The following is a 13940-nucleotide window of genomic DNA, read 5'->3' on the forward strand; positions in this document are numbered from 1 at the left end:
TACCCGATGTCCGGGCGGAAGTGAACGGCGCCCGCCGGCACGATCCACCGGGGCCGCTGCGCCGGTGCACGGCTTGACGCGACCGGCCACGTGGGCTGAACTCCCGCGCGATGTCGGACGGGCGGCAGGCCGGCGGGGTGGGCGCGCGCGCGCCGCGGCGCGAGGTCCGCTGCGGCGACGGGGTGTCGTTCCTGCGCGAGGCGGCGCCGCTCCCGCCGGACCACGCCCTCGTCACCTCGCTGCCGGACGCCTCCGAGCTGCCCGCGCTCGGCGCCGAGGGATGGGAGGCCTGGTTCGTGGACGTCGCGGCGCTCGCCTGCGCCGCGGTGGCGCCGGGCGCGCCGGCGATCTTCTACCAGACCGACGTGAAGCGGGACGGCGCCTGGGTGGACAAGGCGCAGCTCGTGGCGCGGGGCGCCGCGCGCGCCGGCGCGCGGCTGCTGTTCCACAAGATCGTCTGCCGCGTGCCGCCCGGCACCGCCACCTTCGGCCGGCCCGCCTACGCGCACCTGCTCTGCTGCTCGCGCGCGCTCCGCCTCGACCCGGCCCGCGCCACCCCCGACGTGCTCCCCGCGCTCGGGCAGATGCCCTGGCCGCGGGCCATGGGCGCCGCGGCCTGCGAGGCGGTGGCGCGGTTCCTCCTCGCCGAGACCGGCTGCCGGACCGTGGTGGATCCGTTCTGCGGGCTCGGCACCATGCTGGCGGTCGCGAACGCGCACGGCCTCGACGCCCTCGGCGTCGAGCTGTCGCGGCGGCGCGCCGACCGGGCGCGGCGCCTCCACGCCGATCCGGCCGGCCGGCTGCGGCTGCTCCCGCGCGCACCGGGCGACGCCGCCGGGGACGACCCGCCGTGAAGCGGACCGCGAAGCTGGCGCTGCGGAACCGCGAGGCGCTCGCCGCCGCGCTGGACGAGTTCCTGCCCGAGACCGGCGAGGTGCTCGAGCTCGGGAGCGGCACCGGCGAGCACGCCGTGTTCCTCGCGGCGCGCTTCCCCGGACTCACCTGGCAGCCCTCCGACCCCGATGCGGAGGCCCGCGCCAGCATCTGCGCCTGGGCGAAGGAGGCCCGGCTCCCGAACCTGCGCCCGCCGCTCGACCTCGACCTCGTCACGCCGGCCTGGCGGCGCCGGCGCGCCGACGCGGTGCTGTGCGTGAACGTGCTGCACGTCACGCCGCCGGCCTGCGCCGCCGCGCTGTGCGGGGGCGCGGCCGAGGTGCTGCCGGCGGGCGGCCCGCTGTGCGTGTACGGCCCGTTCTCCCACCGCGGCGCGCCGCTCGCCGGGCGGCTGGCGCGCTTCGACGCGGAGCTGCGCGCGCACGACCCGGCGCTCGGCGTGCGCGAGGTGGAGGCGCTCGCCGAGGAGGCGGCGCGCGCCGGGCTCCGGCTCGAGGCCGAGCTCGAGCTGCCGGCGGTCGAGGGCGACCGGCTGCTGGTGTTCCGGCGCGCCGGCTAGGGGGCGAACCGGGCGTTGTGCAGCGCCATCCGGCGGCGCAGCTCGTCGAGCGCGGCGGGGGTGACGAGGCCGCGCTCCACGAAGTACTCGCCGATGCGGCGCTGCTGGCGGAGCTGGCGCCCGAGCAGCGCGAGGAGCTGGAACGAGGTGAGGTAGCCGTGGCGCACCGCCACCTCGCCGAACGGCACGGCGCGCCCGCCGGCGCGGCGCAGCTCGAGGATCCGCGCCACGTCCTCGCGGCGCAGGAAGCCCCAGTCCACCGCGAGGCGTCCCAGCGGCGGCCGCTGCGCGCGCTGCCACGCGACCGCCTCCACGAACGCGGTCCAGGGGATGGCGCCGGCGTGGAAGAGGAACTCGGCGAGCCGGAGCCGGCGCTGCGGCATCGCGGTCGCGCCCGCGGTCGGCGCGGCGCGGCGCGCCTCGGTGGACGGCGCCGGGCGCGGCCGGGGCGTCGGGGGCGCCTCGCTTCGCGCGCCTGCGCCCGGGGCGCGGCGCGCCGGGCGCGCGGGGCCGGCGGCGGGGGCGGGGCGCGGTCGGCGGGCGCGCCCGGGGTCGGCGGGGCCGCGCAGCGCCGAGAGCACGCGGTACGCCTCGGAAACCGCCCGGAACTCGCGCGCCAGCTCGTGCTCGGGACGGCCGGTGGCGCGGGCGCGATCGGGGTGGGTCTCGAGGGCGCGCCGGCGGTAGGCGGCCTTCAGCGCGTCTCGCCAGCCGGCCTGGTCGGCGGCGAAGCCGGGGCCGAACAGCACCCGGCCGGCCGCGACCACCTCCTCCAGGCTGACCTCGACCGTCCTCGCCATCCCGCTCCAGGGGCCCGATCCGGCCCGCCAACCCCGCGATATCGGGCGATGTCCCGGCTTACCCCGCACCCGCCGTCCCGGCCAGTTTTCGCCCCCGCGCCGTAAGCGCGCGCTGACTACCGTCCGGGACGGATCCCGTGCGATAAGGGCGCAAAATGATCCGGAAGATCGTCCACATCGACGAGTCGAAGTGCGATGGCTGCGGCCAGTGCATCCCCTCCTGCGCCGAGGGCGCCATCGCGCTCGTGAACGGCAAGGCGCGGCTCTCGGGCGACGCGCTCTGCGACGGGCTGGGCGCCTGCCTCGGCGAGTGCCCGCAGGGCGCCATCACCGTGGTCGAGCGCGACGCCGACGCGTTCGACGAGGCCGTGGTCGCCGCGCACCTCGCGCGCCAGGGCCGCGCGCCCGCGGCAGACCACGCAGCCAAGGCGCCGGCGCCACCCGCCGCTTCGCCGGCGCGCCCCCGCCCGCTGCTCTCGGTGGTGCCGTCCGGCGACCCCGCGCCCCAGGGCGGCGGCTGCCCCGGCTCGCGGGCCCGCACCTTGCCGCCCCGCGGCCGGCCCGTCGCGGCCGCCGCGTCCCGCGGCCCGGCCACCCCGGCCAGCGGCGAGAGCCGGCTGACGCACTGGCCGGTGCAGCTCCACCTCGTGCCCGTCGGCGCGCCCTGGCTCGACGGCGCCGACCTGCTCGTCGCGGCGGACTGCGTGCCGTTCGCCTGCGCGCGCTTCCACGACGACCTGCTCGCCGGCCACGCGCTGGTGGTCGGGTGCCCGAAGCTCGACGACAACCGCTTCTACGCCGAGAAGCTCGGGCAGATGCTCGCCCGCTCCGACGTCCGCAGCGTGACCGTGGCGCGCATGGAGGTCCCCTGCTGCGGCGGCATCTCCATGGCCGCCCGCCAGGCCATCGCCGCCTCCGGCAAGGCCATCCCGCTCCGCGACGTGGTGGTGGGCGTGGACGGCGCGCTGCACGGGTGAGAGCACGTGAACCCATCCCCTCCCGTCGCCGCGGCGGCCGATCCGCGTCGCATCGCTTCGTTGCTCCTCCCTCACATGCCGACGGGCATGCTCGGTCGTCGCGCCTCGCGCTGCTCGCGGCTCGACCGCCTGGCTCGGTCCGGAGATTGATTCACGCGCTCTGACCGCTACGATCCGGTGCGTGACCGCCCGGATCGTCCTGTTCGCGCTCGAGGACCTGCGCGCCCGCCACGCGAGCGCGCTCCCGCCCGGCGCCGACCCGCGCCACGACACCGCGCCGTTCCGGCGCTTCCGCGCCGCGCTGCTCGACCTCGCGGCCGCGGCGGCCACCGGGCCGGCCGAGCTCTCCATGTGGTGGGAGGGCACGTACAACGGCTACGTGCTGGCGGTGGCCGCCGAGCCCGCCGAGGCGCTCGAGGCCCTCGATCCGTCGCCGGCCTGCCCGCCCGACGGCGAGAGGGTCGCGCCCCCGCGCGCGGATCGGTATCCTCTCGCCCGCGTCGAGCCCGGGCGCGCCGCGGTGGCGCGCGATCCGGACGGCGCCACCTACGAGGCGCCGTTCGGATCGGCCTCCGGCCACTTCGGCGCGCCGGGCATGCGGAGGATCCCATGAAGGCGGTCGTGTTCGGCGGCAAGGGCGGTCCCGAGGTCATCGCGCTGCGCGAGCTGCCGGACCCGGCGCCGGCGCGGGGCGAGGTGCTGGTGCGCGTGCGCGCCGCGGCGCTGAACCGCGCCGACCTGCTGCAGCGGCGCGGGCTCTACCCTCCGCCCCCGGGCTACCGCGAGGACGTGCCGGGCCTGGAGCTCGCCGGCGAGGTGGCCGCGGTCGGCGCGGGCGTCACCGCCTGGAAGCCGGGCGACCGGGTCATGGCCATCGCGGCCGGCGAGGCGCAGGCCGAGCTGTGCCTGGTGCACGAGCGGATGCTCGTGCGCATCCCGGACCGGCTCTCGTTCGAGGAGGCCGGCGCGATCCCGGAGGCCGGGATGACCTCGCACGACGCGCTGTTCACCCTGGGTGGCCTGCGGCCCGGCTGGCCGGTGCTGATCCACGCGGTCGGCTCGGGCGTCTCCACCGCCGCGGTGCAGATCGCGAAGGCGGCCGGGGCGACGGTGATCGGCACCTCGCGCACCGCCGAGAAGCTGGAGCGGGCGAGGGCGCTCGGCCTCGACCACGGGATCCTGGTGGGCAAGGACGAGCCGCGCTTCGCCGACGAGGTGAAGAAGGTCGCCGGCCGCTGCCCGCTCGTGCTCGACTTCGTGGGCGGGCCGTACACCGCCGAGAACCTGGCCGCGCTCGCCACCGGGGGGCGCATCGTGGTGATCGGCACCATGGGCGGCGGGAAGCCGACGGTGGACCTCGGCGCGCTCATGCGCGCGCGGGGCAGCATCGTGGGCACCGTGCTCCGGCCGCGGCCGCTCGAGGAGAAGATCGCGGCCACGCAGGCGTTCGCGAAGGACGTCCTGCCGCTCGTCGCGGCGGGCAGGGTGAAGCCGGTGGTGGACGCGGTGATCCCGGCGGCCCAGGTGCGCGAGGCGCACGAGCGGATGGAGCGGAACGAGAGCTTCGGCAAGCTCGTGCTGGCGTTCTGACGATCCGGGCCGGACCACGGCCGGCCGCGAGGCCGGGCCGTGGTCCGCGTCCCCGCGCTACCGCCGGCGGCGCCGCACCGCGCCGGCCAGGCCGAGCAGCGCCAGCAGCCCGCCCGCGCCGCTGCGGCAGCCGCTCGGCGCGATGACGCCCGCCTGCAGCCCGCCGCCGGCACCGCCGCCGCCCGAGCCGCTCCCCGTGCCGCTGCCCGGAGCCCCCGGCGCGCCGCCGCCCAGCTCCACGATGCGCCGGGCGATCCGCTCGCGCGCGGCGAGCAGGTCGGCCGGGCTCACCTCGGCGTCGTAGGGGTGCGGGAAGAGCGCGCCGGAGATCTCCCGCGCCAGCGCGCCGTCGCCGAGGTCGGTGAGCAGCTTCAGGTACTCGTAGTCCTCCATGCCCTCGCGGATCATCTTCAGGCGGATGGAGGCGACCGGGATCTGCGTGGTGCCGCCCACCTTCGCCGGCGTGCCCGGGTAGAACAGCGTCCCGTCCCCGTTGCCGGAGAAGTCCCACTGGTTGTTCCAGGGGTCGTGCGAGTACGCCATGGTGGTCTCGTAGTAGAGCTCGCCCGTCACCCGGTGGTTGAACGAGATCCACTCCATGGCGCGGTTCCGCACCGCGGACGCGTCGATCATGTAGCTCGGCCAGCCGGTGAAGTAGCGATCCGAGTCGCTCGGCGAGCCCATGTCCACGGTCCCGCCGCAGCCGTGGCTCATGCAGCTCTGGTAGGTCCACACCTCGCGGCGCGGCGACCCGGCCAGGAAGGCGTCGTAGGCGGCGCGCTGCGGCCCGGCGAACCGCTCGCCGGCGCGGTCGTCGAGGAAGTTCACCACCGGCACGAGCACGTCGATGGACGAGGTGACGCCGGCCGCGTCGGCCTGCTGGACGGTGGTGGTGACGAGGGTGCGCAGGGCCGGGGACACCGCGCGCGCCGAGGCGGCGCGCGCCGGGATGTCGCCCCAGGCGCACTGGAGCGGGGGCTCGTCGCAGGTGTACTGGAACAGCCGGTCGTCCCAGCCGCGCGACTGGAAGAAGCTCGCCCAGGAGGCGTAGCCGGAGCTCCCGCCCAGGTACTCGACCGAGGTGGCCTGCGCGCCGGGCAGCGACGTCGCCGCGCCGCCGTCGAACAGCGGGCCGAAGAAGCTCGCGAAGTGGGCGAGGTCGCGGTTGCCGTCGTCGATGCGCGAGAGCGTGACGCGGTGATCGAGCGCGAGCTGGCCGTAGCGCCCGCGCAGCGTCGAGAGCGCGTCGCCGGAGACGCCGTGCGCGGTGTTGAGCGTGCCCCAGGACAGCCCGAACGCGCTCTTCAGCGACGCGGTGGAGGGCAGCGTGAACGGCCAGACGGTGAGCGTCACCGGGACGGTCGCCTCGCCCCCGTCCCAGGTCACCTGCACCGAGCCGGCGTACTCGCCCGCGGGCGCGTCCGGGGGCACGTGGACCTCCACCCAGACGGCCCGGCTCTCGCCCGCCGGCACGGCGAAGGGGAAGGCGTTCCGCCGCTCGCCCGTCAGCTCGTCCACGTCCGGCACCAGGGCGTCGGGCCACGGCCCCGTCCCCCCGTCGAGCGCGGAGGGGTTCGCGAGGTGGATGATCGCCTCGCGGTACAGCCGGACCGGGAGCGAGGCCGGGCCGGTCAGCCCGGCGGTGGTGGCGCGGACGCCGGTGGCGGCGCCGGTGATCACCACCTGGAACGCCTCGAACTCGTTGCGCGCGGCGGTGAGCGCGGCACCGCCGGGCGCGCGCGCGGGGGCGGCGGGGCGGATCTTCTCGGTGGAGGTGGCGGTCCAGACCGAGGCGGCCTGGGCGGGGAGCGCTGCGAACAGCAGGGCGAGGACGGCGGCGAACGCGGCGGGGGCCGCGAGCGGTCGGAGCGTCAAAGGAGGCTCTCCATGTAGGGACGCCGCCCTGATCAGCATACAGCCTGCCCTCCGGCGTCTCGTTCAGGTGCTGATCTGCCATGAGGGTCGGGGCCGACACCACAGACGGGCGAGCAGGCGCCCGCCAGCGGCCGTGCCGGCGCGCGCCCGCCCGGCCGGTCGCCGCTCATCACTGTTCGTGAATTGCCCGTCGGTGAACACGCCCCGCGGCGGCAAGCGCCGCCGCCGGGCGGAGGACCTAGCTTGCGCCCCGATGCGCGTTCTCTACCTGCACTACGGCCCCCAGTCCGGCGTCACCGCCGCCGTCACCCGCAGCCTGGCGGAGGCCGGCGCGGAGGTGGTCGACGCGAACCCGGCCGAGGGCTTCCTCTACCAGCTCCGCCCCGGCTGCCGGATCCCGAACGTCCGGCCCGCGGTGGTGCGCGCCGTCGCCGAGGCGCTGCGCACGCACGGCCGGAGCTGGAAGCCGTACTACCTGCACACCACGTTCGCGTTCGATCACCTCTCGGCGCGGGCCGGCGAGGCCATCCGGCGCGCCGGGGCCGACGCGGTGATCCAGGCCGGCGTGCTGTTCTCGCCCGGCCTCGTCCCCGACGTCCCGTACCACCTGTACCTCGACCACACCCGCGCCATCGCCGAGCGCTACCCGCCGCTCGAGGGCCTCCCGCCGCCGGTGCCCTACGCGCCGGAGTGGCGCGCCCGCGAGGAGGCGGTGTACCGCGGCGCGGCGGGCATCTTCACCATGAGCGAGGCGGTGCGCACCTCCCTCCTCTCCGACTACGGCGTGAGCCCGGCCCGCGTCCACGTGGTGGGCGCCGGCCCGAACGTCGAGCCCGGGCCGCGCGACCTGGGGCTGGCGCGCGAGCCGCTGGTGCTGTTCGTGGGCCGGAACTTCGTGCCGAAGGGCGGGCCGGAGCTGCTCGAGGCGTTCCGCGAGGTGCGCCGCGTCCACCCGCGCGCGCGCCTCGCGCTCGTCACCTCGCGGGCGCCGGCCGCGCTCCCGGAGGGCGTCACCGACCACGGCCTGCTCGGCAAGGAGGCGCTCGCCCGCCTCTACGCCACCGCGGCGGTGTTCGCGCTCCCGACGCTGCGCGAGGCGTTCGGGCTGTCCTTCCTCGAGGCCATGGCGTTCGAGCTGCCGGTGGTGGCGAGCCGGATCGAGGCCATCCCGGAGATCGTGGCCGACGGCGACACCGGGCTGCTCGTCCCGCCGCGCGATCCCGCCGCCCTCGCCGCCGCGCTGACGGCGCTGCTCGGCGACCCGGCCCGCGCCCGTGCCATGGGCGTCGCCGGCCGCGCGCGCGCCGCGGCCCGCTTCGGCTGGGCGCGCGCCGCCGCGCGCATGCTGGAGGTGCTGCGGCCCGCGCCCGCCCTGGCCACCGGCCGCGGGGCGTGAGCGTCACGGCGGCGGCTGGAGCGTGCGGACCTTCGCGACGAGGTCGTTGAACCAGTCCTGGACCGTGCCGCGCACGTCGTCGTGGTCCTGGTGGTAGGCGTTCAGGTGGCAGACGAACTGGAGCGCGGTGACGCCGTCGCCGGCGTCGGTCGCGACGAGCGATCCGTCCTGCACCTCGACGTTCACCGTGCCGTGGATGCGCTGGTAGCGGAAGCCGATCACCTCGGGCGCCTCGACCGTGCCCACCAGCGGCCCGCCCCGGTAGGCGATCACCCAGTGCACCCGGAGGCCCGACGGGCCGGCCTCGTAGCGGATCTCGAACGAGAGCGGGAAGTCCGGCTCGACTGTGCCGGTCACGCGCCAGTCCGCGCCGTGGATGTGGCTGGTGGCCGGGTCCTGCAGCGCCTCCCAGACGACCGGGAGCGGCACGTGCACGTAGGCCGCGCCGTGCGCCCACGACCACTCGGGCCCGTCGCCGTCCACGGTCACCAGCGTCTCGGGGTGGGGATCCCCCTCCACGGGCGCGGGGAAGCTCGCCCTGCAGTCCTCCAGCGGCTCGTAGCCGGCGGACGGATCGAAGGGGCTGTCGGTGTTCCCGCAGCCGCGGCCGCACCCGGCGAGCGCGACGATGGCGGCGAGCCCGAGCCGGCGGACGGTGCGCATCGCGACCTCCACCGTCAGCGTAGCGCCGGCGGCACGCACCGATCCGGCCCTGCTGCGCTCCGTCCTTCGGGGCGCGCCCGACGGACGCGGCCGGAGGGGCGAACCCGGGACGGCGGGCCACGCCCGGTGCGTTGACGGGCCCGCTCCCGGGTGGTGCGCTTCGTCCGTCCACTTCACAGGGGGAACCACCGTGCGCACCACGCGAATCGCCCTCGCCCTCGCGGCGCTCTCTGCGGCCGGCTGCGGCTCCAGCAGCAACGACGGCGGCGGTCCCACCGAGCTCACCGGCACGATCCGCGGCCAGCCCTTCACCGTGGTGGAGGCGGCGTTCGCCGGGCCGGAGGCCTCGAACGACTGCAGCATCGAGGTCGGCCTGCCGGCGCCGCTCCCGTACGCGCCCTCGTCGGTGCTGATCGGCTTCTCGAAGAGCCCCGGCCTGTGCCAGACGCTCACCACGCCCTGCGCCATGAAGAAGAGCTTCGGCCTGGTGGGCGGGCTGCTGGTCCACGCGCGCATCGGCCAGCCGGGCACCCCCGTGACCGCCCCGCCGCTCGACGCCGCCGGCTACACGGTGGTGACCGATCCGAGCAGCCTCACCCCGGACGCCACCGGCGCGGTGCGGGTGGGCATCTTCTCGGCCAACGAGACCGACGACGCCTGCGTGGACAAGGCGTCCATCGACGCGACCGGCACCGCCACCGTGACCGCGATCTCGGCGAACGAGATCCGTGGGTCGCTCGACCTCACCTTCACGGACGGCGGCACGCTGAAGGGGCCGTTCGTCGCGCAGAAGTGCGCCGTCACCTACGACGCGTGCGACCCGGCGCCGCCCGTCTGCAACGGCACGCCGACCTGCAACTGAGGCCGCTTGATCGCGCTCGCCGCCGCGCTCGCCCTCGCGCTCGCGCCGGGCGCCGCGGCCGCGGAGGAGCCCGGGCCGTTCCTGGGCGAGGGGACCCGCTGGGCGGACCTCCCGGTGGTCCGGCGCGTCCTGCTCGACGTGGTGGCGATCCCGGCCGACGCGCCGCGCTGGAGCGCACCGGACGCGGCCGGGCTCGCGGTCGCGCTCGGCGCGGGGCTGGCGCTCATGTGGCCCGCCCACCCGTCGGCCGACGTTCGGCTCGACCGCTGGATCACCCGCGAGCTGAACCCGCACCTGCCGCTGGTCTGGAACGACGTGGTGCAGCCCGCGCTGTGGGGCGGGATCGCGGTGGGCGGCCTCGGGACGTGGTGGCTCGCGACCGCCCGCGGCGACGCCCACCTCGCGCAAGGGTGCTCGCTCATGGCGGAGGCGCTCACGGTGGCGCAGGCGTATCACGTGTCGGTGAAGCTGCTCGTCGGACGCGAGGGACCGCACGACGGCGCGGGCGAGGGCCGCGTGCTCGGCCCGCGCGCCTCGCTCCGGCTCTACCCCTCCGGCACCCCCTCCGGCCACGCCGCCACGCTGTACTCGCTGCTCTCCGCGGGGACGGCGTACTTCGAGCCGCCGCTCGCGGCGCAGCTCGGGCTGCACGCGCTGGCGGGCGGGCTGGTGGCGTTCCACGTCATCGACCACCGCCACTTCCTCTCCGACTCGCTGCTCGGCTCGGTGCTGGGCTGGTCGGTGGGGCGATGGGTGGTGCTGCACCGGCGCTCCGACCCGGACGCGCCGCCCTCTCGCGGCGGGTCGTCCCTCGCGCTCGTGCCGCTGCCGCTGCCGTCCGGCGCGGGGCTGGCGCTCGCCGGCACGCTCTAGTCCCCCCGGACCGGGACCCGTCCGTCGGCGCCGCTCGGCCCGGCCCCGCCCACGCGCTGCGCCACTGCCCGCGCGGGCGGTGCCGCCCGGGCCGCCCACGCGCCGCGCCGTGGCGCGAGGCGCATCGTTCGGTGCGGAGGGAACGTTTGCCCGACTCGATCCTCGCCCGAGCGCGCCCGCTCATGGCCGCGCGCCTCGCCGGCGCCGCGCTCACCTTCGCGGTCCCGCTGGTGCTGGCGCGCGTGCTGGTGCCCGCCTCCTACGGGACGTTCAAGCAGGCCTGGCTGCTCTCCCAGACGCTCGCGCTGGTGCTGCCGCTCGGGCTCACCCAGAGCCTCTACTACTTCGTCCCGCGCGACCCCGCCCGGCGCGACCGCTACGTGGCGCAGACCGCCTGGGCGCTCCTCGCGGTGGGGGCCGCGTCGGCGGTGCTGCTGCTCCTGGCGCGCCCCTGGGTGGCGGCGCACTTCGAGAACCCCGAGCTCACCCGCAACCTGCCCTGGGTGGCCGCGTTCACCGCGTTCACGGTGGCGGGCGCGCCGCTCGACGTCGCCTGGAACGCCACCGGGCGCATCGGCGCGGCGGCGCTGGCGCGCGTCGCCACCGAGGGCGGCCGCGGCGCCGCCATGGTGGCGGGCGCGCTCCTGTGGCGCTCGGTGGAGGGCGTGTTCGCCGGGATCGCGCTCGCCACCGCGGCGCGCGCCGCGCTCTCGCTGTGGCTCCTGGCGCGGCGCCACGGGCTGCGCGGCGACCTCGCGCTGCTCCGGCGCCAGGTGGCGTACGCGCTGCCGTTCGGGCTCGCGTTCGTGCTCATCGTGCCGCAGCAGCAGTGGCACCAGTACGCCGTCGCCGCCGCGGTGAGCGCGGCCGCGTTCGCGGTGTACAGCGTGGGGACGTTCCAGCTCCCGGTGGTGGACGTGCTGTACACGCCGGTGTCGGAGCTGCTGCAGATCGGCCTCGCCGAGCACGAGGGCGCCGGCCGGCCGCCGCGGGCGGGGCTGGCGCTGTTCCACGAGGCGGTGCTGCAGCTCTCCTTCGCGTTCGTGCCGCTGGCCGGCCTGCTGGCGGTGGCGGCGCCGGTGCTGGTGCCGTTCCTGTTCTCGCCGCGGTACGCCGCCGCGGTGCCCATCTTCCGGCTGGCCACCGGCTCGGTGCTGCTCGCGGCGCTGCCGCTCGACGGCGTGATGCGGGCCCGGGCGCAGAACCGGTTCATGCTCGCGCTCTCCGCCGGGAAGCTCGGCGCCACCGCCGCGCTGGTCGCGGGCGGCCTCGCGCTCCTCGGCCCCATCGGCGCGCTCGCCGGCTGGACCGCGGCCGAGGCGGCCGCGCGCGCCGCCATGCTCGTGCGCACCGCCCAGCTGTTCGAGGCGCCGCTCCGCCAGGCGCTGCCGGTCCGGGCGCTGGCCCGCCAGGCGGCGGCGACCGCCGTGGCCGCGCCCGCCGCCTGGGTGGCGCTGAACGCGCTCGCCGCGCCGCCGTTCTTCCGGCTCGCCGCCTGCGGCCTGGCCTTCGCCGCCGCCTACCTGGGCGTCTCGTGGGCGTTCGGCTGGCTGCCCGCCGGCTGGGTGAGCCTCTTCCGCGCGCGGCGGGCCGGACGGACGCCCGCAGCGCCCCCGGAGAGCGCGTGAGCGCCGGCCGGCCGGGTCCCGACCCGCGCCCGGGGTCGCCGCGCCGCCCGGCGCTGCCCACGTCCCCTCGCATGCGGCCTCGCGCCCTCGCCCTCGTCCTCCCTGCCGCGGTGCTCGCCGCGCTGACGCTCGCCCGCCTGCCCGCCGCCTGGGAGAGCGGGAACGCGCTCAACCACGTCTCGGGCGCCTGGATGGCGCTCGCCGACGACCTCGCGCACGGCACGTTCTACCGCCCGCTCGCCTCGGCGGAGCTGGGCTATGGCGGCACCCGCTTCTTCCCGCTCGCGTTCGCGCTGCACGCCGGGCTGCTGCGCCTGGGCGCGCCGCTGCTCCCCGCCGGCTACGCGCTCTCCCTCGCCGCGGGCGCGCTGCTGGTGGTGGGCGGCTTCCTCCTGGCGCGGCGCATGGGGCTGGCCCGCGCGCCCGCGGCGGCGTTCGCCGCGCTCGCGCTGGCGGGCTTCGCCGGGCAGCACGCGCTCTCCGCGGTGCGCGGCGACCTCCTCGCGGTGGCGCTCCAGGCGCTCGGGCTCGCGGCCACGCTCGGCTCGGATCCCGACGCGGACGCGCCGCCGCGCCCGCGCCGCGGCCGGCTGGCGCTCGCGGCGCTCTGCTTCGTGCTCGCGTTCGCGGCGAAGCCGACCGCGCTCACCGCCCCGGCCGCCGCGGCCGCGTGGCTGGCGCTGCGCCGCGCGCCTCGGGCCGCGCTCGGCCTCGCCGCGGCCACCGCCGCCGGCGCGGCCGTGGTGACGCTCGCCACGGACCTGCTCTCCGGCGGCCGGTTCCTGTCCGTCCTGGCCGCCTGCGCCGCCGGGGGCGCAGGGCCCGGCGACCTGGTGCGGGCGCCGTTCCGGCTGGCGCGGCTGTTCCTGGTGGAGGACCGCGCCGGGCTGGTGCTGGTCGTCGCGGCCGCCGCCGCGCTCCGCGCCGCGGCGCCGCGCGCCCTGGCCGGCTGGCGCGCGCCCGCCGCGGGCGGGCTCCTGCTGGCCGCGCTCTGGGTGGCGTTCGCGGGGCTGGGCGTGCTCGCGGTGCTCGCCTCGCCCGGCACCGGCGTGAACCACCTGCTCGAGCTGGAGGCGGCGGGGGCGTCGGCGCTCGCGGCCGCCGCGGCGACCCGCGCCCGGGCACGCCCGTGGCCCTGGCCCGGGCTCGGCGCCCCGGCGGCGGCGGTGGCCGGGGCGCTGCTCGCCGGCGTCACCTGGCGCGCCGACACGGCGAGCTCGCGCCTCGCCGAGCTGCGCGCGGTCGTCTCCGCCCTGCCGCCCGGGCCCGTCCTCTCCGAGGACCCGCTCGTCCCCCTGCTCGCGGGCGAGCGCCCGCTGCTGCTCGATGCCTGGATGCTGCGGCTGGCGGGGGCGCACGACCCCGCGCTGGCGCGCCCGCTGCTCGAGGTGCTCCGCGCCGGCGCCGTCCCGGCGGTGGTCCTGCTGCAGGATCTCGCAGGCCCGGAGGCGGACGGCTGGTACACGGCCGGCAACCTCGGCGCCGCCCCGATCGCGGAGATCCGCGGTGCGTACCGGCGGGCGCTCTGGATCGGTCGGTACCACGTGTACCAGCCGCTCGCGCCCGCCCCGCGCGTCCCGGGCGAAGGCGACCGCGTGGTGCTGGCCGGGCCGGTGGCGGCGCCGCTGCCGCCCGCCGCGCTGCCGGCCGTGCCCGCCGACGTCCGCGCGCCGGCGGTGGTGCCGCCGCCCGCCGGGAGCCCCGCACGCCGTGCCGCGCGCCGCCCGGCGCCGCCCCCGGCGCCATCGCGGGGCGGCGAGGCGCGCGGGCCGGCGATGTGACGCGAGGACGGCGTCCCTTCGGCGCGGGACCCGTCGCCTCCG

General features: G+C 77.8%; 13 protein-coding genes. 10 read left to right on the top strand and 3 right to left on the bottom strand.

The features are described from left to right. Positions 1–110: 110 nt before the first annotated feature. Both A2CP1_RS21285 and A2CP1_RS21290 read left to right on the top strand, forming a co-directional pair. Positions 111–854, top strand: coding sequence for a TRM11 family methyltransferase (locus A2CP1_RS21285; RefSeq protein ID WP_015935255.1), 744 nt, complete (start codon positions 111–113; stop codon positions 852–854). Then, complete coding sequence (locus A2CP1_RS21290) at positions 851–1453, top strand: DUF938 domain-containing protein (RefSeq protein ID WP_015935256.1); 603 nt, start codon at positions 851–853, stop codon at positions 1451–1453. Before A2CP1_RS21285 ends, A2CP1_RS21290 begins: the two co-directional genes overlap by 4 nt. On the opposite strand, the gene A2CP1_RS21295 is transcribed toward A2CP1_RS21290, so the two are convergent. After that, positions 1450–2253: a DnaJ domain-containing protein gene (locus A2CP1_RS21295; RefSeq protein WP_015935257.1), complete on the bottom strand. Its 804-nt coding sequence runs from the start codon at positions 2251–2253 to the stop codon at positions 1450–1452. The genes A2CP1_RS21290 and A2CP1_RS21295 overlap by 4 nt on opposite strands. Positions 2254–2408: 155 nt before the next feature. Between A2CP1_RS21295 and A2CP1_RS21300 the strand changes: the two genes are divergently transcribed. The 3 genes from A2CP1_RS21300 to A2CP1_RS21310 all read left to right on the top strand — a co-directional run bounded on the left by A2CP1_RS21300 (position 2409) and on the right by A2CP1_RS21310 (position 4820). Further along, a complete protein-coding gene (locus tag A2CP1_RS21300) occupies positions 2409–3230 on the top strand; it encodes an ATP-binding protein (RefSeq protein ID WP_015935258.1) in 822 nt (273 codons plus the stop codon). Positions 3231–3411: 181 nt separating this feature from the next. Beyond that, a complete protein-coding gene (locus A2CP1_RS21305; protein WP_015935259.1) occupies positions 3412–3843 on the top strand; it encodes a hypothetical protein in 432 nt (143 codons plus the stop codon). Next, entirely contained in the window at positions 3840–4820 is a 981-nt protein-coding gene (locus tag A2CP1_RS21310; protein ID WP_015935260.1) for an NAD(P)H-quinone oxidoreductase, read from the top strand. The genes A2CP1_RS21305 and A2CP1_RS21310 overlap by 4 nt, the downstream gene beginning before the upstream one ends. Before the next feature lie 57 nt (positions 4821–4877). Here A2CP1_RS21310 and A2CP1_RS21315 read toward each other — a convergent pair whose 3' ends face one another. After that, positions 4878–6734 carry a DUF4091 domain-containing protein gene (locus A2CP1_RS21315; protein ID WP_015935261.1) on the bottom strand — a complete coding sequence of 619 codons (1857 nt, stop codon included), beginning with the start codon at positions 6732–6734 and terminating at the stop codon, positions 4878–4880. A gap of 214 nt (positions 6735–6948) precedes the next feature. On the opposite strand from A2CP1_RS21315, the gene A2CP1_RS21320 reads away from it, so the two are divergent. Next, the gene (locus A2CP1_RS21320) at positions 6949–8091 is read left to right on the top strand and encodes a glycosyltransferase family 4 protein (protein WP_015935262.1); all 1143 of its coding nucleotides are present in this window, start codon (positions 6949–6951) and stop codon (positions 8089–8091) included. A gap of 3 nt (positions 8092–8094) precedes the next feature. Here A2CP1_RS21320 and A2CP1_RS21325 read toward each other — a convergent pair whose 3' ends face one another. Then, on the bottom strand, positions 8095–8754 hold the full coding sequence (locus tag A2CP1_RS21325; protein WP_015935263.1) for an SRPBCC family protein: 660 nt from the start codon (positions 8752–8754) through the stop codon (positions 8095–8097). A gap of 190 nt (positions 8755–8944) precedes the next feature. Between A2CP1_RS21325 and A2CP1_RS21330 the strand changes: the two genes are divergently transcribed. From A2CP1_RS21330 to A2CP1_RS21345, 4 genes are all read left to right on the top strand, one after another. After that, positions 8945–9616 (top strand): hypothetical protein, encoded by a 672-nt coding sequence (locus tag A2CP1_RS21330; protein WP_015935264.1) that lies wholly within the window; start codon positions 8945–8947, stop codon positions 9614–9616. A 6-nt stretch (positions 9617–9622) separates the two neighbouring features. After that, complete coding sequence (locus A2CP1_RS21335) at positions 9623–10489, top strand: phosphatase PAP2 family protein (protein WP_015935265.1); 867 nt, start codon at positions 9623–9625, stop codon at positions 10487–10489. Positions 10490–10635: 146 nt separating this feature from the next. Next, complete coding sequence (locus A2CP1_RS21340; protein WP_015935266.1) at positions 10636–12117, top strand: lipopolysaccharide biosynthesis protein; 1482 nt, start codon at positions 10636–10638, stop codon at positions 12115–12117. A 71-nt stretch (positions 12118–12188) separates the two neighbouring features. Continuing rightward, complete coding sequence (locus A2CP1_RS21345; protein WP_015935267.1) at positions 12189–13898, top strand: hypothetical protein; 1710 nt, start codon at positions 12189–12191, stop codon at positions 13896–13898. Positions 13899–13940: the final 42 nt, after the last annotated feature.

The organism is Anaeromyxobacter dehalogenans 2CP-1 (assembly GCF_000022145.1).
GTDB classification, from domain to species: domain Bacteria; phylum Myxococcota; class Myxococcia; order Myxococcales; family Anaeromyxobacteraceae; genus Anaeromyxobacter; species Anaeromyxobacter dehalogenans.